19 protein-coding genes are annotated in these 22,505 nt (G+C 52.9%); 14 read left to right on the top strand and 5 right to left on the bottom strand.

All coding sequences use genetic code 11. From position 1 onward, the window contains the following. Positions 1-354 precede the first annotated feature (354 nt). The 3 genes from NST43_RS23290 to NST43_RS23280 all read right to left on the bottom strand — a co-directional run bounded on the left by NST43_RS23290 (position 355) and on the right by NST43_RS23280 (position 4,955). Positions 355-2,157 carry an ABC transporter ATP-binding protein gene (locus NST43_RS23290; RefSeq protein ID WP_339219656.1) on the bottom strand — a complete coding sequence of 601 codons (1,803 nt, stop codon included), beginning with the start codon at positions 2,155-2,157 and terminating at the stop codon, positions 355-357. Next, positions 2,099-3,718 carry an ABC transporter ATP-binding protein gene (locus NST43_RS23285; protein WP_339219655.1) on the bottom strand — a complete coding sequence of 540 codons (1,620 nt, stop codon included), beginning with the start codon at positions 3,716-3,718 and terminating at the stop codon, positions 2,099-2,101. The genes NST43_RS23290 and NST43_RS23285 overlap by 59 nt, the downstream gene beginning before the upstream one ends. Positions 3,719-3,917: 199 nt before the next feature. Further along, complete coding sequence (locus NST43_RS23280; RefSeq protein WP_209987687.1) at positions 3,918-4,955, bottom strand: LacI family DNA-binding transcriptional regulator; 1,038 nt, start codon at positions 4,953-4,955, stop codon at positions 3,918-3,920. Positions 4,956-5,151: 196 nt separating this feature from the next. Between NST43_RS23280 and NST43_RS23275 the strand changes: the two genes are divergently transcribed. The 3 genes from NST43_RS23275 (at position 5,152) to NST43_RS23265 (ending at position 8,381) form a co-directional block, all read left to right on the top strand. Beyond that, positions 5,152-5,688, top strand: coding sequence for a sigma-70 family RNA polymerase sigma factor (locus NST43_RS23275; protein ID WP_339219652.1), 537 nt, complete (start codon positions 5,152-5,154; stop codon positions 5,686-5,688). Beyond that, complete coding sequence (locus tag NST43_RS23270; RefSeq protein ID WP_339219651.1) at positions 5,685-6,857, top strand: hypothetical protein; 1,173 nt, start codon at positions 5,685-5,687, stop codon at positions 6,855-6,857. Before NST43_RS23275 ends, NST43_RS23270 begins: the two co-directional genes overlap by 4 nt. A gap of 498 nt (positions 6,858-7,355) precedes the next feature. Beyond that, the gene (locus NST43_RS23265; RefSeq protein WP_339219649.1) at positions 7,356-8,381 is read left to right on the top strand and encodes a LacI family DNA-binding transcriptional regulator; all 1,026 of its coding nucleotides are present in this window, start codon (positions 7,356-7,358) and stop codon (positions 8,379-8,381) included. A 141-nt stretch (positions 8,382-8,522) separates the two neighbouring features. Here the strand turns inward: NST43_RS23265 and NST43_RS23260 are convergent, their stop codons facing one another. Further along, the gene (locus NST43_RS23260) at positions 8,523-9,482 is read right to left on the bottom strand and encodes a sugar kinase (protein ID WP_339219647.1); all 960 of its coding nucleotides are present in this window, start codon (positions 9,480-9,482) and stop codon (positions 8,523-8,525) included. Positions 9,483-9,822: 340 nt separating this feature from the next. On the opposite strand from NST43_RS23260, the gene NST43_RS23255 reads away from it, so the two are divergent. The 5 genes from NST43_RS23255 to holA all read left to right on the top strand — a co-directional run bounded on the left by NST43_RS23255 (position 9,823) and on the right by holA (position 14,570). Continuing rightward, positions 9,823-10,464, top strand: coding sequence for a bifunctional 2-keto-4-hydroxyglutarate aldolase/2-keto-3-deoxy-6-phosphogluconate aldolase (locus NST43_RS23255; RefSeq protein WP_209987703.1), 642 nt, complete (start codon positions 9,823-9,825; stop codon positions 10,462-10,464). Between the two features lie 543 nt (positions 10,465-11,007). Then, entirely contained in the window at positions 11,008-11,268 is a 261-nt protein-coding gene (locus NST43_RS23250; RefSeq protein WP_339219645.1) for a hypothetical protein, read from the top strand. Between the two features lie 191 nt (positions 11,269-11,459). Then, entirely contained in the window at positions 11,460-12,011 is a 552-nt protein-coding gene (locus NST43_RS23245) for a sigma-70 family RNA polymerase sigma factor (RefSeq protein ID WP_036690462.1), read from the top strand. After that, a complete protein-coding gene (locus NST43_RS23240) occupies positions 12,008-13,252 on the top strand; it encodes an anti-sigma factor (RefSeq protein WP_339219643.1) in 1,245 nt (414 codons plus the stop codon). The genes NST43_RS23245 and NST43_RS23240 overlap by 4 nt, the downstream gene beginning before the upstream one ends. Positions 13,253-13,550: 298 nt before the next feature. After that, entirely contained in the window at positions 13,551-14,570 is a 1,020-nt protein-coding gene (holA, locus tag NST43_RS23235; RefSeq protein ID WP_209987711.1) for a DNA polymerase III subunit delta, read from the top strand. A 189-nt stretch (positions 14,571-14,759) separates the two neighbouring features. On the opposite strand, the gene rpsT is transcribed toward holA, so the two are convergent. Beyond that, the gene (rpsT, locus tag NST43_RS23230) at positions 14,760-15,032 is read right to left on the bottom strand and encodes a 30S ribosomal protein S20 (protein ID WP_209987712.1); all 273 of its coding nucleotides are present in this window, start codon (positions 15,030-15,032) and stop codon (positions 14,760-14,762) included. 180 nt (positions 15,033-15,212) lie between these two features. Here rpsT and gpr point away from each other — a divergent pair, with 180 nt between their 5' ends. From gpr to NST43_RS23200, 6 genes are all read left to right on the top strand, one after another. After that, positions 15,213-16,223, top strand: coding sequence for a GPR endopeptidase (gene gpr / locus NST43_RS23225; protein WP_209987717.1), 1,011 nt, complete (start codon positions 15,213-15,215; stop codon positions 16,221-16,223). A 193-nt stretch (positions 16,224-16,416) separates the two neighbouring features. Next, positions 16,417-17,790 (top strand): stage II sporulation protein P, encoded by a 1,374-nt coding sequence (spoIIP, locus tag NST43_RS23220; RefSeq protein ID WP_339219640.1) that lies wholly within the window; start codon positions 16,417-16,419, stop codon positions 17,788-17,790. 30 nt (positions 17,791-17,820) lie between these two features. Beyond that, positions 17,821-18,333 carry a hypothetical protein gene (locus tag NST43_RS23215; RefSeq protein ID WP_339219639.1) on the top strand — a complete coding sequence of 171 codons (513 nt, stop codon included), beginning with the start codon at positions 17,821-17,823 and terminating at the stop codon, positions 18,331-18,333. Positions 18,334-18,558: 225 nt separating this feature from the next. Then, on the top strand, positions 18,559-20,370 hold the full coding sequence (lepA, locus tag NST43_RS23210; protein WP_209987723.1) for a translation elongation factor 4: 1,812 nt from the start codon (positions 18,559-18,561) through the stop codon (positions 20,368-20,370). Positions 20,371-20,514: 144 nt separating this feature from the next. Next, entirely contained in the window at positions 20,515-21,699 is a 1,185-nt protein-coding gene (hemW, locus tag NST43_RS23205; protein WP_339219637.1) for a radical SAM family heme chaperone HemW, read from the top strand. Between the two features lie 74 nt (positions 21,700-21,773). Beyond that, the gene (locus NST43_RS23200) at positions 21,774-22,283 is read left to right on the top strand and encodes an N-acetyltransferase (protein ID WP_209987730.1); all 510 of its coding nucleotides are present in this window, start codon (positions 21,774-21,776) and stop codon (positions 22,281-22,283) included. Positions 22,284-22,505 lie beyond the last annotated feature (222 nt).

Below are 22,505 nucleotides of genomic sequence, written 5' to 3'. Positions count from 1 at the left end.
ATGGGCCATTTCACTAGATTTATTGGCTTTTCACTTATATACACTATATTTAGTAACGTTTAATCATTTTACTACCATATATTGAAAAGTCAAGAGATGAACAGCCCTCTCCAGCCTCTCAAATTGCCGGTGAAAACCGCCAATCCCACGCCCCGCCTGCATTCTATTCTCTTATAATTAATTAGTATTTTTTTTAAGCATTTTGCTAGGCCTCTGTCCTGCGGGAATTGGGTTCCTCAAGGACGAGGAACCATCCATTGCAGCCGCTGATTCTCAGCCAAGGGACACCCGAATAATTGCGCAGACCATCTCCCAAGCAATAGGCTGTCAGCCATCCCCCCTGCTTAAAATGCCTCAGGAGGTCATAATATGACTCCTGCTCTCCTCCAGCAGCTCGGCGTAATATCCGCCACGCTTCAGCAGCTCGCTGGGCGAGCCAGCTTCGGCGATCCGGCCTTCCTTCATCGCAAGGATAAGATCCGCTTCGGCAATGGTGGATAGCCGGTGGGCGATAATCAGTGTTGTTCTGCCGCTGGCCGCATTGTCGATCGCCTTCTGAATCAGCTTCTCAGTATACGTGTCGATGTTGGCGGTAGCTTCATCCAGCACGAAGATCGCAGGATTATGGGCGATCGCCCGGGCGAAGGAGATGAGCTGGCGCTGGCCTGCGGACAGGGTGCCGCCCCGCTCGGTTACAGGCTCGTCGAGGCCTCCAGGCGAACTCAGCACGAACTCTTCTGCGCAGGAGGCCTGTAGCGCCTCCTGCACGCTCTCCTCCGCGATGTCATCACCGAGGGTGATGTTGTCGCGGATCGAGCCGGAGAACAGGAAAACATCCTGGAGGACGACGGAAATGTTCCGCCGCAGATCATTCAGCCGGATGTCGTTCACATTGACGCCGTCAATCAGAACTTCGCCTTTCTGCACGCGGTAGAAGCCGTTGATCAGGCTGATAATTGTCGTTTTGCCCGCTCCGGTCTCTCCGATGAAGGCGGCAGTCTGTCCTTTACCGATCACGAAGCTTACATCCTTCAACACCCAGTCGTCATCATTGTAAGAGAACCAGACATGGCGGAACTCAATGGTACCGTGCAGGCGTTCCATCGGCAAGCCGCGGTCCGGCTGCTCCAGGCGGTCCTCCTCACGGATTAGCTCAAAGATGCGCTCGGTGGATACAAGGGCAGATTGTATAGACGTATATTTGTCAGCCAGATCGGAGATGGGCGCGAAGAACTGCCTGATATACGTGGTGAACGCAAACAGTACGCCGATCTGCAGGGTGCCGCCGGAGATTCGGCCAATGCTGTACCAGACCAGAATGGCAACGGCCAGACTCTGGAACATATCCGAAGCCGGCTTCAGTACACTGTTAAGGCGCACCTGAATCAGGGTGGTTTTGAAATATTCCCCGTTCAGCTTCAGGAATTGATCCTCTTTTTCCTTTTCGGCGCGGAAGCTCTGAATGACCCGCATCCCGGAGAGACTCTCGGCAAAGAAACCGTTAATCTGTCCGATATAGTGCTTCATATGGAAGAAGTTCTTTTTAATTTTGTTCTTAATGAAGAGGACCAGGAAGGCCATCACGGGAATGACGGTAAACGAAACCAGCGTAAGCGGCGGGCTTAGCAGCAGCATGGCGTAGATGATCCCCAGCAGCAGCAGTACGTCCTTGACCAGTGAGATGACCACATCCGTATATAATTCGCTGATCTCAGCGGTGTCGTTGGTAGCCCGCGTAATGAGCCTTCCGGAGGAGGTACGGTCCAGATACGGAAGCGGTAGCCGTTCAATGATAGAGAATACCCGTACCCGCAGCTCATGGATCAGGCTCTGTCCCGCTTTTCCGGCAATCAGCGCCTGGAGATACGAGAAGATTCCCCCGGCCGAAGCTACCGCCACATAGAGCAGCGCTAAGCCTCCAATCGAATCCAATCCGCTTTGAGCGGCGCGTCCAATCAGGAAGTGGTCGATGACACGCTGTAGAATAAGCGGCTGGATCAGGAAAGCTCCGTTTACAATCACCACGCACAGACATGCAAGGAGGAGCTGGAACTTATAAGGGGCGGATAACCGCAGCAGCAGCTTCATAGCGCCCGCTTCAGACTTTTTCCGTCTCGCAGACTCCTTCTTCGTCAAGCTGTCCGGTATAGATGTCATAGTACATCCCTCCTTTCTTCAGTAGCTGCTCATGGGTGCCCCGTTCGGCGATACGCCCTTTATCGAGCACAATGATCTCGTCGGCTTCCATAATGCCTGAGACCCGGTGCGAGATCAGGATATTGCTCTTGCCCTTGCGGGTCTGCCGCAGGCTGTTCAGAATCTGTCCTTCCGTTACGGCATCGACTGCTGACAGCGCATCGTCCAGAATCAGAACCGCCGGCTTCCGGATCAGCGCTCTTGCAATGGCCAGCCGCTGCTTCTGCCCGCCGGACAGGTTCACGCCGCGTTCACCCAGCTGGGTATCATAGCCATCCGGGAGCTTCTCGATACTTGCGGCGATTTGGCTCAGCGCTGCGGCATGTTGCACATCCGCGTCTGTATAGCCGTCTTTGAACAGGACGATATTGTCCGTCACGGAAGCGGCGAACACGAAGGTATCCTGCGGCACAACACCGAGTCCTTCCCGCAGGCTATCCAGCGCATAATCGTTAAGATCCCGTCCATCCAGCAGGATGTGCCCCGGCTTCACGCCAAAGAAGCGGAAGAGCAGGGAGACCAGGGTGCTTTTGCCGGAGCCGGTGCGGCCGATGATGCCCAGTGTGTGGCCTTTAGGCAGAACAAGCGAGATATCCTGCAGCGCCGGAACCTCAGAGCCTTCATAATAGAAAGTCAGATTGCGCAGCTCCAGGGAGCCTTCCGGCTGCGTGCGTACAGCGTGGGGCAACTCCAGTATCTCCGGCTGAACCCGCAGAATGTCATTCAGTCTTCCGAGGGAAGCGACCCCGCCCTGAACAATGGTGATGATCCGGCCAATCGACACTATGGGACTTACAATCAGGCTGAGATACCCGTTAAAAGCGACAAAGTCACCGATACTGATCTCTCCCCGCAGCACCATCCGGCCGCCAAACATCAGATTCATTACGAAACAGACGGCGAAGCCGAACTCGACCATCGCGGGCAGAGCGGCGGAGATTCTGATCAGATCGAGGTTGGCCTGCTTCATCCGGCTGCTCAGCTCACTGAATTTCTCCATTTCCGGACGTTCCTGCACATAAGCCTTGATGACGCGGATGCCGGAAATATTCTCTTGAACCTTGTCAGAGACAGTGCCGAACTGTTTCTGAACGATCCGGAACCGGGTCTTAACCTTGCGGCCGCTGAAGAGCATCAGCAGGATGATGAAGGGGAGCGGGGAGAGGGTAATCAGGGTGAGACTGGGGCTGACTGACGCGAACATGAAGTAGACCGAGGAGATACAGATAACAATTCCGTTAAAAGACATAGCCGTGGCCGGACCGAAGGTCATGCGCACCGCTGAGATGTCATTGATGGCATAAGCGATCAGGTCGCCGGTCTTGCGGCTGCTGAAGAAGCCGGGGGAGAGTCTGAGGAAATGCCGGTACAGCTCCTCCCGTATGTAACATTCCAGGTTCCGGCCGTTCGCGATAATGATGTTTCTCCAGAGGAAGGTGCAGAGGAAGACGACAGCCGCAATCAGCACCATCCACAGCACCCGGGTCAGCACCTGCTCCGGCTCAAAACCATTATCCTTCATCAGATCGACCGCACCCCCCCAACACTTTGGGAAATAACGTCTGAATGAAGGAAGCGGCGAACATGAAGGCAAAGCCTATACTGTAGCTGAGCTTGCGCGACTTGAAGAAACGCAGTAATACAGATGAATTCATCGATCGATTCCCCACCTTTACAGTACCCTTGTTAAATAAAGTACCCGAGTTTCCAAAAGTTACAGTTTACACCTCACGTACAGAATCCCGCTCCACCAGTGTGCCTAGAATGGCGATATTCTCCGCAGGCTTGCCGGGCTCGGCGATTCGTTTGAGGAGCGTGGCGACGACGGTGCGGCATGAATAATCAATATTCAGATCCATTGTGGTCAGCGCTGGCAAGGAGAAGGCTGAGACCTCGCTATTGCCGATGCTGAGAATCGACACCTCTCCAGGGACCTTGATGCCATACTCCTGCAGCTCACGGATCAGCTCGACCGCGGTGAAGTCATGATCGCAGAGGAAGGCGCTTGGAAGCTGACCGCCGCTAATCAGTTTGGACAGTCTTGTGCGAAGAGTCTCATCCCTCTGTACAAAAAGCTCCTCCTCCACAGCCACCCCATGCTCCTCCAGAGCGGAGATGATGCCTGTCTTCATCTCCTTATTGCGGTAGGTACCCTGGTCTACAATGAAGCCGATCCGGCGGTGCCCCCGGTCCAGCAAATATTTGCACTCCTTATAGCCCGCATGAAGGAAGCTGAACCATACACTGTCATAGTCATAGGCCGGAGAGTAGCCGGTATAGAAGATCAGATTCGCGATCTGCTCCTGGATAAAGGCGGCATACTCCAGATTAAATCTGCCGATCAGAATCACCCCGTCGAACTTGAAGCCCCGGCTCAGACGGTAAGGCAGGATCAGCTTATTCTGATGGTCCTTATCCAGAAATTCGATGCTGTAATCCGTCTCCGCCTTCTGTAAGAAGAGCTCAATCCCTTGTACCATATAGCTGAAATTGCTGTTATCATGCGAATAGGGCTTCTGGTGCAGCACGAGAATTCGTGCAGGCGTATGCTTTTTGGGCTTGATATAGCCCATTTCCGCCGCTTTTTTCACAATAGCTGCCTTCAGCTCATCGCTGATGCCTGCCTGATTGCTGAGTGCCCGGCTGATGGATACGGGTGAGAGTCCCATAGCCTCGGCAATATGTGTAATGGTTACCTTTTTTGTCTTCAGAAGAATCCCCCTCTTTATCGTGCTGCCGCAGCATATTGTTCCTGGCACTGTTATTATAATCACCCACTAATTTTGAATCTACGATAAAAAACGAAAAAACCACGTAAAAAAGTTTATTTTTTAACGTAAACTTAAGAGCGATCGTGTTCATGTTTTTTTGCATCATACATTTTGGAAATAAAATAAGAATCCTTGGGAACCATTTCTGCCCGCGTGAGTCTTATTGGGCGAGAGGGGAGAGAACATGCAAAGTAAAGAACTAATGTATAGCATGACCTGTGCCTCATCGGTATCGCTTCGCGAGATGATGGAGACTTACGGACCGGATGTATGGAATTATGCTTTTTTCTTAACCCGCAGCCGAGAGCAGGCGAATGATATCAGCCAGGAGGTATTCCTCAAGGCCTACAAGAGCATCGGCAAGTACCGGGGGCAGTCCACTCTGAAAACCTGGCTGCTTACCATTACCCGCAACACCGCGTTCAGCTTACGGAAGAGCAGCTTCTGGCGGAGATTCACTCCGCTGGGAAGCCATCAGGATCAGGGAGGCGCCTTGTCCGCAGAACAAGAGGCTATCGGCAATCAGTACGCGAACCGCATCTGGGAGATCATCATGGAGCTGCCTGACAAGTACAGGGAGATACTGGTGCTGGATATCCAGCAGGATTTGTCGGTCGCTGAACTGTCCGCGCTGCTCGGTATTGCGCAAGGCACGGTCAAATCCCGGTTGGGACGGGCCAGAGAGAAAGTGAGAACGGCGATAAAGGAGGAAGACCTGTGAAGACGAGATATGAGGATGAACAAGTGAAGGTGATGAGCGGGGAGAAGGACTGGTATAAGCGAGCCGGGCGCAACCCGCTTGTAGAGCCGGGATTCACGCCACAGCTCATGGCGCGGATTGAAGAGGCTGCTAATGAAACCTCTACCCGTACAAGCGGACTACACCGCCGCTTCAGCCGTATGGCCGCCCTCGGCGGACTGGCAGCCATCTTGCTGCTTGGCGCACTGGTCTGGCCATTTGGCCCGGGAGCCGGGCTTGATTCGACAGGGAGGCTGGCCTCGCTCTTCAAGCCAAGCTCGGGAGCGGCTGTAGTTACGCCGTCGGTGTCTCCTTCGGCTTCTCCGCAAGGACTGGGCCTGTACAAGATATCGGCAGAGTTTGAACTAGGCGGGCTTAAGTATTATATGCCCCTACCGCTAGACCGTAATAAGAGTGCTGCAATGGCTGTTGAGACTTCCGCCGGAATCGTCTGGTCGCCTCCGCCGCCAATGGTTGACTACCTAAAGCCTAAATACACACACAATACAGAGCCATATACTCTTTATTTGACTCCAAAAGGGCATGCAGAGCTATCTGCGGATTCAGCACAGCGGTTGTATGTCTTTCCTTTGTATGCAGGAGGTGCGCAGTCATATTTGTCGCTGGGAGGTTTATTTGGAGTTGGAGATTATCTTTTGTATTTCAGCGGCAGCTATAAAATTGGAGAGAATCAGAAAAGGTCAGGAGCTAAGCTGTTTGTGATGGATGTCAGACAGGCTGGCGAGGGGAAGATTCCTATTCCCCGAGAATTACTAATCACAGATGAAGCGTCTCAAGTCTATAAGTCCTTCATGGCTCTTAATTCCGATAAAGCAGAGCTTCTGGTTGTTTACTATACCAATGATGGAAAGGGCGGTTACATACAGCATAATAAGCTGTATGATATTGCAACTGGCAGTGCTCAGGTACTTTCGGGCGAAATCACTACTGAAAATGCAGAAAGACCCTCCAAGCTCCATTATGGAGCGCTTACCCTTGATTCTAAAGATCTTGTGACCATTGTCCATTACGAAGTTAACGGAGAGCAGCGGAGCACAGAGGTTGATATGAAGACGGGCGGCCAGTGGTTCTACGACTGGTGGTATGAGGAATACGGTGTGAAAATTGATGCCTCCTCAATAGAAAAATGATCATCTTAGAGTAAAGGTGCAGGATGTGTGCTGGAATAGTTTGCTAATCATGAGATGTTCCATTCGGTCGATGGAGGAATTCCTGTGAAGGCAGGGAGTCCTCCAATTTGCCTGTTATCTATGTCCCTTGCGGACTGTGAAGCCTTTATATTCTCGATTTGGCACATTTGACCACGCTTACGGACTACAAGGCTCTTATTGTAGTGCGAATGCGTCTTAATCGGGTGAGTAACAGTAAATAAGAGCACTGGAGTCCGCAAGCCTGCTTTAATGCTGCTTTTCGGGGAAATAAGCGCGTCTCAGTCCGGTACCATCTTGCGGCCCAGCCATTTAGTGTATTTGTCTCACGCTTTAGAGGCCGTATCTACTTATTTCGTATTTTCAATCTAATCATATGGATAATTTACTAAAATAAAGCTATAATTTTGATAATATCTCCAAGTAAAATTAGTGTGTGTTTACTTCTGGGGTTCGATATAGAAGAGTGGAGCGGGATTAATGAAGAAGCTGACTATTGAGGATGTGGCCCAAAAGGCGGGCGTATCGAAAAGCACAGTCTCGCAATTTTTGAATAAACGGTTCAAGTATATGAGTGAGGCGACCAAAAACCGCATTGCCGAGGTTATCGATGAGCTGAACTACCAGCCCAACGGACTTGCCCGCAGCCTCAAGCAGAACCGCACGCATATGGTTGGCATTATTGTGGCCAATATAGATTATTCGCTGTCCATCCAGTGTATCCGGGCCATTGAGAATGAGCTGCAGCGCCATGGGATACAGGTGATTATCTGCAACTCGGACGAGAACGCCGATAAGGAGAATACTTATGTGGAGACCCTGGTCGCCCGGCAGGTGGATGGCCTGATTATTTTTCCAGCTGGTGATCAGCCTGCACCCTACACCCGGTTAATTGAAGCGGAATATCCGCTGGTGTTCATGGACCGGCTGGTAGACGGAATCACTACCCAGAGCCTGCTGCTAGATAACGAGATGGCGGTGAAGACAGCCGTCCGGGAGCTGAGCAGCTACGGCCATGAAGCGATTGCTATTCTATCCCTGCCGCTTGGCGTACATGCGATTACCCCGCGCAAGGAGCGAATGAGTGGTTACAAAAAAGCGATGGAGGAAGCAGGTCTGCCGCTGCAGGATTCGTATATGCGCAGTGTGTCACGCGAAGATATCGCTTCTGCTCTGGACGAGCTGTTACAGCTGCCTCAGCCGCCGACAGCGCTGCTTGCCGCCAATGATCTGGTGCTGGGCGAGATTCTTAAATATGCGAACCGCAAGGGCATCTCCATCCCCGGACAATTGTCAGTGATCGGCATTGACGATGCGGAATTTGCCCGGATTTATAATCCTGATATTACTACGATCCGCCAGCCCGCCTACGAGATGGGGATGCAGGCAGCGAAGATCATGCTCTCATTGATCAACGATAAGGATAGCGCGATACCCATCACCTACAGATTCCCGCCTTCCTTGCAGCAGGGCGATTCGGTGCAGTCTCCGGCTAAGCCGGAATAGCAACTGGCGGTATGACTGGCGCAGGCAGTGGTTGTAATTCTATTGCTTAAGGTTCATGTCAAAAAGGTGTCCCAAGCCGGCCGGCTTCTGGGACACCTTTTTGGAGTTTCTGTTACAGTTTCGCCCTTACGGGGAGACTGTTTATTTCTTAACGCCTGTGCTCATGAAGGCTTCCAGCGCGTCGCGGGTTGGCAGTCCGTCCATATCGCCAGGCGACATCACGGCCAGTGCGCCGATCGCATTGCCGCGCTTCACGGCTTCCGCTACGCTGAGCTTCTCCAGCATGGCGCTGATCACCCCAACCGCGAAGCCGTCTCCGGCGCCGACCGTATCGATAACCTGCTCGACCTTGAAGCCGTCCACATAACCCTCTTCACCAGCGGAGGTCTTATAGTAAGCGCCCTCAGGACCGAGCTTGATGACTACAAGGGATACGCCGCGCTCCAGATAGTACCCGGCAATCTCCTCCGGAGTCTCAAGGCCGGTGAGGATTTTGCCTTCTCCGTGGCCGGGCAGGAACCAGTCGCAGCGGGTAGCCAGGTCGTTGATTGTATTAACCATAGTTTCAGTGTCCGGCCACAGGGTTGGGCGCAGATTCGGATCGAGCGATACAGTCTTGCCGTGCTGCTTCATGAACTCCATGGCATGCAGCGAGAATTCGTGACATGAGGCCGAGAGTGCGGAAGAGATGCTGGTCACATGCAGATGGCCGGCGGAAGCGAAGTAATCTTCATCGAAGTCGGCGAGATTCAGCTTGGAGGCGGCGGAATTTTTGCGGAAATATTCAACCTTGGGATCTCCGCTCAGTACCTTGGATTTGATCAGCATGCCGGTGGAGAATTCTTTGGTCGTTGTGATGCTCGCGGTATCAATCTTCTCCTTATTCAGCGCCGAGGTGATGAACTGGCCGAAGTTGTCTTCGCCAAGCTTAGTCACATAACCGGTCAGATGCTCCAGACGTGATAATCCGGTGGCTACATTGCTCTCCGCACCTGCCAGCGCCTTGGAGAAGGAAGTGACCTCATGCAGGGGCCCGGCTTCATTGGCGTAGAACATAGCCATCGGCTCCCCGAAGGTGACTGCATCCAGCTGTTTATTCATGAATAGTTCCTCCTAAAATGAACACGTTATTATGGTTTGGGATAGAATATAAGTTGAAATTATCACATAAAACGGTTTTGTACAATATAGCAATGCTCATTCAGCGGGCTTGTTTTGTACGGTATATAGCCGATGTGGTTCGAAAATCGTTGATACATAGGTGTTTTTGGCGAGTGTTCAGAGTTTATTACCGCTTCCCGAATAAATATATATTGACTGTTAGCGGCAATATTATTACTATTTTATTAGCAGGATAAAGCCTGATGTTAGTAAAAAGATAAATTAGTTTATCTAAATAAATATTCTTAACTGGAATATAATCAGAGAGGAAGTAACTACCATGAAGAAAATCAAAGTCTTGCAGAATATTACCTCTGTTGGTGTAGTAGCTGTTATCCGTGCGGATAATGCCGATGATGCTTATGCCATGTCAGTGGCTTGTATCGAGGGTGGACTGAACAATATCGAAGTTACCTTTACGACGCCAGGAGCCGATGTAGCGATCAAGCGCCTAGTGGCTGAATATGGAGGACGCGCCGTGATTGGTGCCGGTACCGTGCTTGACCCGTTGACGGCAAGAATTGCTATTCTGGCTGGTTCGGAATTTGTGGTCAGCCCGTCTTTTGAAGAGGATACTGCTAAGATGTGTAATCTGTACGGCATTCCTTACATGCCGGGCTGCATGACGCTGAATGAGATGAAGGAAGCCCTGAAGCTGGGTGTGGATGTGCTGAAGCTGTTCCCTGGCAGTGCGTTCGGACCGGACTATGTCAAGGCGGTTAAGGGGCCAATGCCGCATGTCAACATTATGCCTACCGGCGGCGTGGATCTGAACAATATGGAGAAATGGATCAAGAACGGCTGCATCGCTGTCGGCATCGGCGGCAACCTGACCGCACCGGCCAAGGAAGGCCGCTATGACCAGATCACAGAGCTGGCTGCTCAGTATGTAGCGAAGTTCAAGGAGATCAAAGGCCTGTAACCTAGAACTGAGCCGGACTCGTTCGCGGATCTGGTGACTCATCTATAATAGAAATGTCTTGCCTTATGGGGCAGGGCATTTTTTGTTGAAACGGTACCATCCATTAAAGGACGGCAAAGCCATTTCCACTTGACTGTTCGTGAGAGCTAAGGAAGCGGGCAGTAGTTGGATTTTCTACACTTGCTGATGAATGGAAGAACTCTGATGGGACAGCAGTTGGATAAACAGCACTTAATTTCTCATGATTTATGCTGAAAGGGTAAAATCAATAACAATAGGTGCTCTTTTTCCACTTTCTTACCTATCATGCTCGGAAATCAGGGAATTAAGATACGTTTTTCCATTTGCTTGTTGCCGGGGGGCTGTGTCTCCTTCCGTTTCTCAAGGGTTGCTGTTTCTCACCGTTGGACGAGCCTCCGGGCGGAGGAGATAAACAGCGGCTGTAAATGATGGAATTGCTGCCGATCAGGGCAATACTTAGCCTATAGGGAGGGTGCTTAAGCGCCTGCCAATATTTGAGAAGTTGACCTGAAAGGTGATGCCATGACCGGCGATGAGCTTCGCAGCAAGCTGTACCCGACACTAATAATGGAAGAAGCCGATTATGTGGGAATCAGAACTACAGTGCACGGCTGCAGGGTGAGCGTGGGAGCGATTTATCAACTGCACCGTAACTATAGTCATCCGCAACTTTTTGAGCAGGGTGAAGTATATGTGCTTGATGATGATTTCAGAGAGAATTATGCCGTGCTCCTGCTGTGTGCCACAACATTATATACATTGAAGGAGCCGTCTTCTTCCTAGCCAGGTCTGGTACGGAGCGGACGGCTTGTCATGTCATTTCTGTAACTAACTTCTATAAAAAGAGTATTTGAATGATTGCAGCATCCCTTGTATGCTTAGTAGGGATTGTGGACTATAAAAAAATGATTACAGCTTGCAACAAATTCGCAGTCTTGCGCGTCAGTAAGATTGCATAGAGAGGGGGAACCTTCGTGGTGGAGCAGGGACTCATCAGAGCCGCTCAAGCGGGCGATCGCGACGCTCTAATCACCCTATTGCGAGAAATTGAAGGGCATGTATATAAGACGGCCTTCTACATTCTGCATAATGAACAGGATGCACTGGATGCCTCCCAGGAAGCGTTGATCCGGGTGTACACCAAGATCGGCTCCTATGAGGAGAAGGCGCAGTTCAAAACATGGGTTCAGCGAATAGTAACCAACATATGTATAGACAAATTCCGGAGAACGAAGCCTACCGTTTCTATCGATGAACACGAAATGGTGTTCCAGGATAAAAAACATAACGTAGAGCGCGAAGTGATGTCGGGTTATCTGGCGGAGGATATCCGTGAGGCCATCGACCAGCTTCCGGAGCATCACCGGACGGTAATCGTGCTCCGCTATTTACAGGATTTTTCTTACAACGAGATTGCAGACTGTCTGGATCTGCCTCTGAACACGGTCAAATCGTACCTGTTCCGGGCGCGGCAGCAGCTGCAGAATAGACTTCAGGAGTATCAGAAAGGTGGTGTGTCAGGATGAAATGCGCGGAGGTGATGGAATGGATGCATCGCTATTTAGATCATGATCTCAGTCAGGAAGAAATGCTTGAAATGTTCCGTCATATCGACGATTGTCCTTCCTGCGCGGAAGTCTTGGACCGGCTGACGCTGCTCTCCCAGCAGCTGGAGCAGCTTCCGGATGTGAAGCCCCCCTTCAGTCTGGTTGACTCTATCCTGCCTCAGCTTGAACTGCTGGACCGTGGTGTTCCGGAAGAGCCTGCGGTAATGGAGCCGGAAGATCCGAAGATTATTCCCTTTACACGTGCAAGCACCCGGGGCAAGAAGTCCAAGGGCGCTTCACTGGCTTCGCGGACAGGCATTGGTGCTGCGGCGGCAGCGGTGATTCTGCTCATCGCCGTATTCAATATGCCGAAGAGCCTGCCGGGCGCGGATGTGGATATGTCATCCCAATTAATGAGCGGCGGAGCGGCGAACTCCAGCCTGAGTACGGAGAGCAGTGCAGACAGTGCAGATACCCCGCAGGCGGACGGACAGAATAACAGCGGCAGCAGCAGTGATCTTAATAAGATGGACCAGGCCACGCCTAGTGAATCTGCAGACGTTAATTTGAAATCTGCACCGCCTGCTCCCAGTGAGGGTGCTGATCAACCAGCCGCAGCCGGCGGTGGTATGGCTTCAGACAAGGTGCCTGCGGTAAGCGAAGCTCCGATCAGCAACCGCGCCGCTACTGCGCCTCCGGAGGACCGCCCCAAGAGCACCAAGAAAGCGGATAGCCGGTCGGCGGAGCCCCAAAGCACGAAGTCGAGTGCACCAACACAAGAGCATATAGCGGATGATAAGGCGGCTGCGGGGGATGCACGGATAGCGCCGACTCCAGCCGCTAACGAGGCAGGAGCCATGCTGATGGTCGCGGAGTCCTCGTGGACATCACCCGACGGGCAGCATACGGCTGAGCTGGCAGGCCAAGAGGTTGTGATTTACAGCTCGCCCGCAGAGAGTGCGGGAGAACGGACTGCGTTGACCTCTCTTCCTATAGAAGGCACCTGGGTCTCAGGAGTTTGGTCAGAAGATGGCACCCAGTTCACTTATGTGTCACAGCTTGAGGATGGTACGCAGGCGACTAACGTATACACGGTTCCGGCAGAGGCTGCAACACCTGCTCCATCCGCTTCTCCGGCTCCTGCCGCTTCCCCGGCGGCGTCTGCTTCATCCATCCCCAGCCCGGCTATCTCCCCGGACGCGGCAACGTCCGTTAAATAACCGGAACGTTCTTCCGGCCTGCGGAATATGCTAAGGCAAGAGGACAGGAATTACAGGCTTTGCGAGTATCATCATCGGTATGACCGGCGGCCGGGAGAGTTTCTAGAGCTGCTCCCTCCGTCGTTTATATAGATGCGCCGCTGAAACGGAGTAACTTTGGCCCTGGCTGCCGAGGTTGCTCCGTTTTTGCTTGCGCCGTGAGGCTGGGCAGCGTGATAAAGATGCCTATGTTTTCAGCCGTTTTTTTGTTAAAATGTACGAATGTATCACTCAAGAACATAAAAAAGGAAGTGGCAGGATGGATGCCAAAACGGCGGCCAAAGACATCAAGCAAGGAAAGGTCTCCCCGCTGTACCTGCTGTACGGCAGTGAGAAGTTCCGGATGAATGAATTCGCGGCCATGCTGGAGGAACACCTGATAGCCAAAGAAGACCGCGATTTCGCGGTAATCCCGTTCGATCTCTCCGAAACTCCGGTTCAGGCTGTCATTGAAGAGGCGGAGACGGTTCCGTTCATGGTAGAACGCAAGCTCCTGCTGGTGCGGGATGCGGCCCTGTTCACGGCAGGTAAGGAGAAGGCCAAGCTGGAACATAACGTGGAGATGCTGAGCGAATATATGCAGCACCCTGCCGAATTCAGCGTGATTGTATTTATGGTGAACGGCGATAAGCTGGATGAACGCAAAAAAATCGTCAAAAGCATCAAGGCCACCGGCACCGTGCTGGCCTTCAATCCCCTGGGTGCAGAGGAGCTGCTGCGCTGGGTGGAGAAAGGCTTCCGCGAACGCGGCTGCTCCCTTGCGCCGGGGACGGCGGAAGCGTTGATCGCAAGCAGCGGAACCGGACTCCAGGGCCTGTCTGCGGAGATGGACAAGCTGTGCCTGTTCGCCGGTACTGGCGGGCGGGTGGATGCGGCAGCAGTGGAGAGTCTGGTTCACCGGGGGACTGAGCAGAACATTTTCACGCTGGTGGAGGATATTGCAAATCTGCGCCTGGACAAGGCGCTGAATACGCTCTATGAGCTGCTCAAGCAGCGGGAGGAGCCGATCAAGATTGCTTCGCTGATTGCCCGGCAGTTCAGAATCATCCTGCAGGTCAAGGATTTGTCAGCCCTGAGCTATTCGCAAGGACAGATTGCCTCCCAGCTTGGACTGCATCCGTATGCAGTGAAGCTGGCCGGCGAGCAGGCCCATAAGTTCGGAAGCCAGCGGCTGCGGCAGATCCTGAGTGTTCTGGCCGATCTGGATTATCAGATGAAGACGGGGGCCATCGATAAGGTGCTGGGGCTGGAGATGTTCATGCTGCGCCTTGGAGCCTGAATAAAGCGAAGGCGGCATCTCCTGTAGTTAATCAAAGAGCCTGCCCATCCCGTGATAGACGCGGGCGGGCAGGCTCTTTGATTGTAGGGCGGAATTCAATGAATGAACATAACGAGCATAAAAAAACCTAACCGTATGCAGCATAGCGGTCAGGTTCTTCAATTGCTCGTTATGATTGTCGCCCTTGGCTTAGGCTTGAGCCTTAAGAGCGTTCAATTTCTTAGCCAAGCGGGATTTTTTGCGGGCAGCCGCATTTTTATGAACCAGACCTTTAGAAACAGCCTTGTCCAGCTTTTTGGAAGCCACTTGGAAAGCAGCGTGAGCAGTTTCAACTTCCGTACCTGTCAGTGCTACATCAGCAGTTTTCACAGCTGTACGAAGCGCGGACTTCTGGGAAGCGTTCAGTGCACGACGTTTCTCGATCGTCTTGACACGTTTTACCGCGGATTTGATATTTGGCATTGCATTCACCTCCTGAAAGACATTCGAAATCAACAAATGATTCACAACTTAAAATAGTTTAGCATGAAGGGTGGCAAAAAGCAATATAAAAAGCATTGTAATTCCCTCAGAGCGGTTTGTATAAACAGAGGCTTTCTCTCGCACACTATCAGCAATATGCAAAAGGAGGCTGAACTAAGAATGGAACTGGATCTTCAGCTGTATTCGGTACGGACGGATTTGGCGGTGGAAGCGAAGGAAATGGCAGAGCGGCACGCCAATGCTCCGATCCCCGGCGTTAATGAAGAAGTGGAAGAAGCGGATGGTATCAAGGTTACCAGGCTTTCTGTAGCGGACCCTGCCGGTTCTCAGGCTATCGGACGGGCCATCGGCAATTACGTGACCCTTGAGGTGCCTGGTTTGCGCGGAGGGGACACCGGTCTGCAGCAGAAGGTCTCCATTGTGTTTGCCCGTGAATTCGAGCAGTTCCTGGACAAAATCGGCATCGGCCGCGATTCCAAGGTGCTGATCGTAGGCCTCGGCAACTGGAATGTGACGCCAGACTCGCTGGGGCCGCTGGTCGTGGAGAATGCGCTGATTACCCGGCAGTTCTATGAGCTGATGCCCGATCAGATCTCGCCCGGTTACCGGAATGTGAGTGCGATAGCACCCGGAGTGCTTGGGCTGACAGGGGTTGAATCGAGTGAAGTCGTTCAGGGGATTGTGGACCGGACCCGTCCGGATGTCATTATTGCCATTGATGCGCTGGCCTCCCGTTCGCTGGAAAGAATTAATACAACGATCCAAATTGCCGATATCGGTATTCACCCCGGCTCAGGCATAGGGAACAAGCGCAGGGGGCTGACCAAGGAAGTGCTGGGCGTTCCCTGCATCGCCATCGGCGTTCCTACAGTCTGCTATGCCTCCACCATCGTCAACAATGTGCTTGAGATGATGCGGACGCATTTCGGGCAGATGGCTGACGGGGGTGCCCATACCAAAGAGATCATGGGTCTCCTTGACGATATCTCTGAGCAGGAGCGGCTGGCCCTGGTGAAGGAAGTGCTCGAACCTCTGGGGCATGACCTGATTGTTACCCCCAAGGAGATTGATGAATTCATTGAAGATATCGCCAATATTGTGGCAAGCGGCCTTAACGCTGCACTGCATGAAGCGGTAGATCCGGGCAATGTCGGAGCTTACACTCACTGATTTGTAACTTATCACCTGGCCCGCACCGTCTGCCGCAAGGCAGAGCCGGTTGCGGGCTTTTTGCAAGTGTCGACGCTTCGCCTCTCTATTATGCTCCCTGCTATCTCTCATTCTGTGGTTCTAGCATAACCCTTCCGCTCATAGATTTGGAGTATGAGAGATTACAGAGGGCTTAGAGGAGGACATAACAATCATGAACAGAAAATGGTTTCAGCTATGGAATATAGGGCGGCTGCGCGGACGGCTGATGGATATTCTGTCGCTGGGAAGGACGATGCTGCTGCTGGCCGGAGGTTCGCTTGTGTTGTTCATGCTGCTTGGAGCTGGCGGATTGGCCGGGCAAAAGCTGAACTCTTCACCCATTCCTTCTATGAAGGGTCTCGCTGCTTCGCTGTCCAGCGGATTCTTCATGGAGCTGCTGGGCATGGAGGTTCCCCATCTGCCGAAGGGCGAGGAGCCTTCAGCCTTCTCCGGGGACAAGGTGACCTCCTTCGTATTCCGGCTGCTGACCAGTGTCGATCCCGGTGATCCCAAGAGTCTGGTCTCGCGTGAGATGCCCGGACTAGCTGCCGAAGATCCCTTCCTGCTGCGGCAAGGCTCAGGAGGAAGTACAGGAGCGCCGGCGGACTATCATCCGGGGGGAGATGAACTGGCTACCGGAGAAGAGCCGGGAGCAGGGGGCAACCCTGGAGCCCTCCCGGATTCAGGGAATGGTACAGAGACTGGTAATGGCCATGACAGTCCAGGGGAAGGAGTGGTACAGCCCGAGGCTTCGCCTATTCCAGACCCGCCCGGTACAGAACCTGACGAGGGTTACTCCGGAAGCGGAGATGCCGAGAACGGCACGGGAGATACTTCGGTCAAGCGTATTCTCGTCTATCATTCCCATCCCCGGGAGGCGTATAATCCACTGCTTGGCGCACAGAACGACAACCCAAGCTCGGCGGTTCCTTCCAAGAATGTCATGCTGGTAGGCTCCTATATTGCCAAGAGACTGGAAGAACGCGGGATCGGGACGGTCCATGCGCAGGAGGATTATGCTACGGCGGTACCGGGCTACAACTGGAACTTCTCTTATAAATATTCACGTATGACCGTGAAATCGGCCATGGCCTCCAATCAGAAGATGAGTGAGCTGATTGATATCCACCGCGATTCGCAGCGGCACGGCAAAACAACGGCCGTGATTAACGGTAAAAATTATGCCCAGGTGTATTTTATTTTGGGGCATGCGAATAAAAACTGGAAACAAAACGAGGCCTTCGCAAATAAAATCCATCAGCTGCTGGAGAAAAATTATCCTGGAATTTCACGCGGGATATGGGGGAAATCGTCCGGAAACGGGAATAATGGGGAATATAACCAGACGTTGTCCCCGAACAGTGTGCTGATTGAGGTAGGCGGAATTGACAACAGCGCCGATGAACTGAAGCGGACGGCGGATCTTCTGGCGGATGCGATTGCTGATGTGTACTGGAGCAGCCGGGATGCCGAGAAGGCGGCTGCGCCAGATCAGGGCAGTACGCAGTCTGGAGGCACCGGGGCAGAGACATCAACAGGTTCCTGAACGGATTATAGCTGAAAAGGAGCGGAGACTATGACACGGTTCGGTAAAAAGCTGGTAATGGTCGGAATATGGGCGGGCGTGGGGCTGTTGGTCGGCCTGCAGTTCGGCGGCGGTTCGGGAGTCTCCGGCATCCTGCCGGACTGGAGCAAGCCAGCCGGGAGCAGCGCGGCTGGCAGGCAGCTTCCGGCTGGACAGAACGGCACGGCCGGGACAGCGTATGTTCCGGCTGCCAGTACGACCCCGGGTGGTCAGGCTTATGTATACGTGCCCGTAACTATTGATCCTGTAACGGGTGCTTACACCGCACTGCCCATCCAGCAGCCGGTTGCAGGTACACCGGCGCAGACGGCTGGCGGCACAGGCAGTCTCCCGCAGCAGGAGGTGAAGGACTACTCTGCGCTCAGTCCCGAGCAGATTCTGATTCCGGAGGAGCAGAAGCCGACTGTGGATGTGCTGGCGGATAAGACTGCCGGCCTGCTTCAGCAGGCTTCGCAGAAGGGCATCCGCTGGGTGGTCTCACTCTTCGACTCTTCGGAGGAGTGAGCGGGAATTGCCCGGAATCCCCCGGGCCGGAATGAGGTTTAGGACACAAACGGTTGCGGAGGATGGAAGCCCGCACCCGTTTTTGTGTTTTTTTGCAGGATTCAGCCTGCGATTGTAGAGGGTCCAGGCGGTTTCTTTCTTTTCCAGCGGCTGGCGGGATTGATGGGCGAAGCCCGTACTGTTATAATAAGTGGATTAAAATTAGGCTGTCTGTGGGGGTAAGGAATGACTGACGTTCAGAAACGACAACAACAAATTCGCAATTTCTCGATTATTGCACATATAGACCATGGCAAATCGACACTGGCTGACCGCATTCTGGAGTATACGGGTGCGCTCACTTCACGTGAAATGCAGGAGCAGGTTCTGGATCAGATGGATCTGGAGCGCGAGCGCGGCATCACTATCAAGCTGCAGGCCGTACGCCTGACGTACCGTGCCGATGACGGACAGGATTATTATCTGAATCTGATTGATACACCGGGGCATGTCGATTTCACCTATGAGGTATCCCGCAGTCTGGCAGCCTGTGAAGGCGCACTGCTGGTAGTGGATGCGGCGCAGGGGATTGAAGCCCAGACGCTGGCTAACGTGTATCTGGCGCTCGACAACAATCTGGAGATTCTTCCGGTACTCAACAAAATCGATCTTCCGAATGCAGACGCCGAACGCGTGAAGCAGGAGATTGAAGATGTCATCGGGCTGGATGCCAGTGAAGCTGTGCTGGCTTCCGCCAAGGCAGGCATCGGCATCAAGGAGATACTGGAGCAGGTCGTGAAGCAGGTTCCGGCGCCGACAGGCAACTCGGAAGAGCCGCTCAAGGCACTGATCTTCGACTCCCATTTTGACCCGTACAAGGGCGTTATCGTCTATGTCCGTGTAATGGACGGCAGTATCCGTGCCGGTTCCAAGATTAAGATGATGGCTACCGACAAGACCTTTGAGGTTATCGAGGTCGGAGCCTTCATGCCGCGCATGACCATTGTGCCGGAGCTGAACATCGGCGATGTCGGCTTCATTGTGGCCGGGATCAAGCACGTAGGCGACACCCGTGTCGGGGATACGGTGACGGATGCCAAGAATCCGACCGCTGAACCGCTGCCGGGCTACCGCCGGATTAATCCGATGGTCTATTGCGGTCTCTATCCGATTGAGACTTCCGATTATAATGATCTCCGTGAAGCGCTGGAGAAGCTGCAGCTGAACGACGCTTCCCTGAGCTTCGAGCCGGAGAGCTCCAGTGCCCTGGGCTTTGGCTTCCGTTGCGGCTTCCTGGGACTGCTGCATATGGAGATTATTCAGGAGCGGATCGAACGCGAGTTCAATCTGCCGCTGATTACTACCGCGCCGAGCGTAATTTACCGCATTAAGCTGACCAACGGGGAGACCATCCAGATCGACAATCCGTCGCATTATCCGGAGATCGGGACGATTGACTTCATCGAAGAGCCGTATGTCAAAGCGGGAATTATTGTGCCTAACGACTTCGTGGGTACTGTTATGGAGCTATGCCAGAACAAACGCGGCGAATTCGTCAATATGGAGTATCTGGACAGCAACCGTGTAACCATTACGTACGAGATTCCGTTATCCGAGATCGTCTACGACTTCTTCGACCAGCTGAAATCCGGCACGAAGGGTTATGCATCCTATGATTACGAGATCTCCGGTTACCGCCAGTCCAATCTCGTCAAGATGGATATCCTGCTGAATAATGAGCAGGTCGATGCACTGTCCTTCATCGTTCACCGCGACCGCGCCTATAACCGCGGCCGGGTCATCTGTGAGAAGCTGCGCGGCATTATCCCGCGCCAGATGTTCGAGGTGCCGATTCAGGCATCCGTCGGCACGAAGGTGGTCGCGCGTGAGACTGTTAAGGCGATGCGCAAGAACGTATTAGCCAAATGCTACGGCGGCGATATTTCGCGTAAGCGGAAGCTGCTGGAGAAGCAGAAGGAAGGCAAGAAGCGCATGAAGCAGGTCGGCAGCGTCGAGGTGCCGCAGGAAGCGTTCATGGCTGTGCTTCAGATTGAGTAGCAGCATATAAGCTCCTCCCGGAGCTTTCGGTTTATCACAGAAACGGGTGCCGTCCTACGCAGGGCGGTGCAGCCGTTTCTTCTTGCTTTTCAGCAGCAGGTGCTGTGGAAGGCCTGTATATTAATAGAACAAAGGAGACAGCTCATGAATACAGCTACGAACACTGCACACAATGGCCGTCCCCCTGAGGCCGTATATATTCACATTCCGTTTTGCACCAATAAATGCTTCTATTGTGATTTCAATTCTTATGTGCTGAAGGACCAGCCGGTGATGGACTATCTCCATGCACTTGACCGTGAAATGGAACTGACCGTGCAACATACGCCTCCTGGTGTGATCAAGACGATTTTTGTCGGCGGGGGTACGCCTACTGTACTGAAGCCTGATGAGATGGCTTATTTTCTGCAATCGGTCCGCAGGCATTTCCCGCAGTGGGATGAGCATATTGAATTCTCGATGGAAGCTAATCCTGGCACAACGGATATCGACAAGCTCAGAGTCATGAAGGAAGGCGGCGTCAACCGGGTCAGCTTCGGGGTGCAGGCCTTCCAGAATGAGCTGCTGAGCGGAATCGGCCGGATTCATGATGTGAACGACGTATACCGCAGTCTGGAGAATGCCCGTGCGGTTGGTCTGGATAACCTGTCGCTGGATCTGATGTTCGGCCTGCCGAACCAGACGGTGGATATGCTCAGAGAGAGCATTGACAAGGCGCTGGCGCTGGATCTTCCGCATTATTCCATCTACAGCCTGAAGGTGGAGGAGAACACGCTGTTCCACACCCTGTTCAACAAGAACAAGCTTCCGCTGCCGAATGAAGAGGATGAGCTGGCGATGTATTTGCTGCTTATGTCTACTATGGAGGCCGCAGGGTATACGCAGTATGAGATCAGTAACTTTGCCAAGCCGGGGCTGGAGAGCCGCCACAATATAACGTACTGGCGCAACGAGGATTATTATGGCCTTGGAGCAGGGGCACATGGATATGTGGGCCGGCAGCGGCACATGAATATCAAGGGCGTGAACCCGTATAACGAGGCTTCGCGCAGCGGGCTGCCACGTCTGGACAGCTTTGAGATCTCCGAGCAGGAGGCGATGGAGGATTTCATGATGGTCGGCCTGCGGATGCGCGAAGGGGTATCGGATGCAGCGTTCCGCTCGCAGTTCGGGAAGCCGCTGGAGGCTGTTTTTGCCGCACCGCTGCATAAAATGCTGAAGGCAGGACTGCTGGAGCAGGCCGGGGACACCTATCGCCTGAGCAAGCAGGGAATCCTGTTTGGCAACGATGTTTTCGGGGAATTTGTCGGTGCTTTGACAGAGGTTTAATTTTGAAATACCTCTTGAATTGTAATTCACTCTGTTGTATATTTATTCATATTAACAACGAGGGGTGAGTCAAGGTGCTTGTCAAAACGGATCATTTCCAAAAGGCTTCTCCTGCGGGGGAGCAGCAAGTGATATGCAGAAATGCTACGGTGGAAGATGTAGAGCCGCTGTATCTGATGATAGAGGAGTATGCCAGGCAGGGGATTATGCTGCCCCGTTCAAGGCAAGCACTGACCCGCCAGATCGACCAGTTCGTGATCGCCGAGATCGGCGGAAAATTTGTCGGCTGCGGTTCCTTGTTCCGGCTCGGAAGTGATCTTGTTGAGGTCCGTTCCATTGGACTGCGTGATGAAGGCAAGGGCAAGGGCGTAGGCACGATGATTCTGGAGAAGCTGGTTGAAGAAGCCAGACGGCAGCGAATCCCGAAGATTATGGCACTGACCTATGCCGTGGACTTCTTCCTTAAGAACGGCTTCGATGTGGTGCAGAAGGAGATTTTCCCCGAGAAGGTCTGGACCGATTGTGTGAACTGCAAGAAGCAGCATGCCTGCGACGAGATCGCCGTGCTGAAGAGACTGGACTAATCCGGCGGGCCATAGCCCCGGTAAACTATATAATAAGAAACCACTGTCACCCTGAAGCATCAGCTTCCCGGAGAACAGTGGTTTTTTGCAGATACAAGCACAACGTACAACAATGATGCCTGATGGATGTATGGATGTTATATTGCTTTAACTAAAATAGGCGCAATCAAGTTGCTGAACTCACTTGACAATGCCGAGGTCAGTTTGGTATTTTTGTATTAG

The organism is Paenibacillus sp. FSL H8-0332 (assembly GCF_037963835.1).
GTDB classification, from domain to species: domain Bacteria; phylum Bacillota; class Bacilli; order Paenibacillales; family Paenibacillaceae; genus Paenibacillus_AQ; species Paenibacillus_AQ rhizoplanae.
Note: the sequence above shows the minus strand (reverse complement) of the source record. Positions and strands in the feature narration are given on the sequence as shown.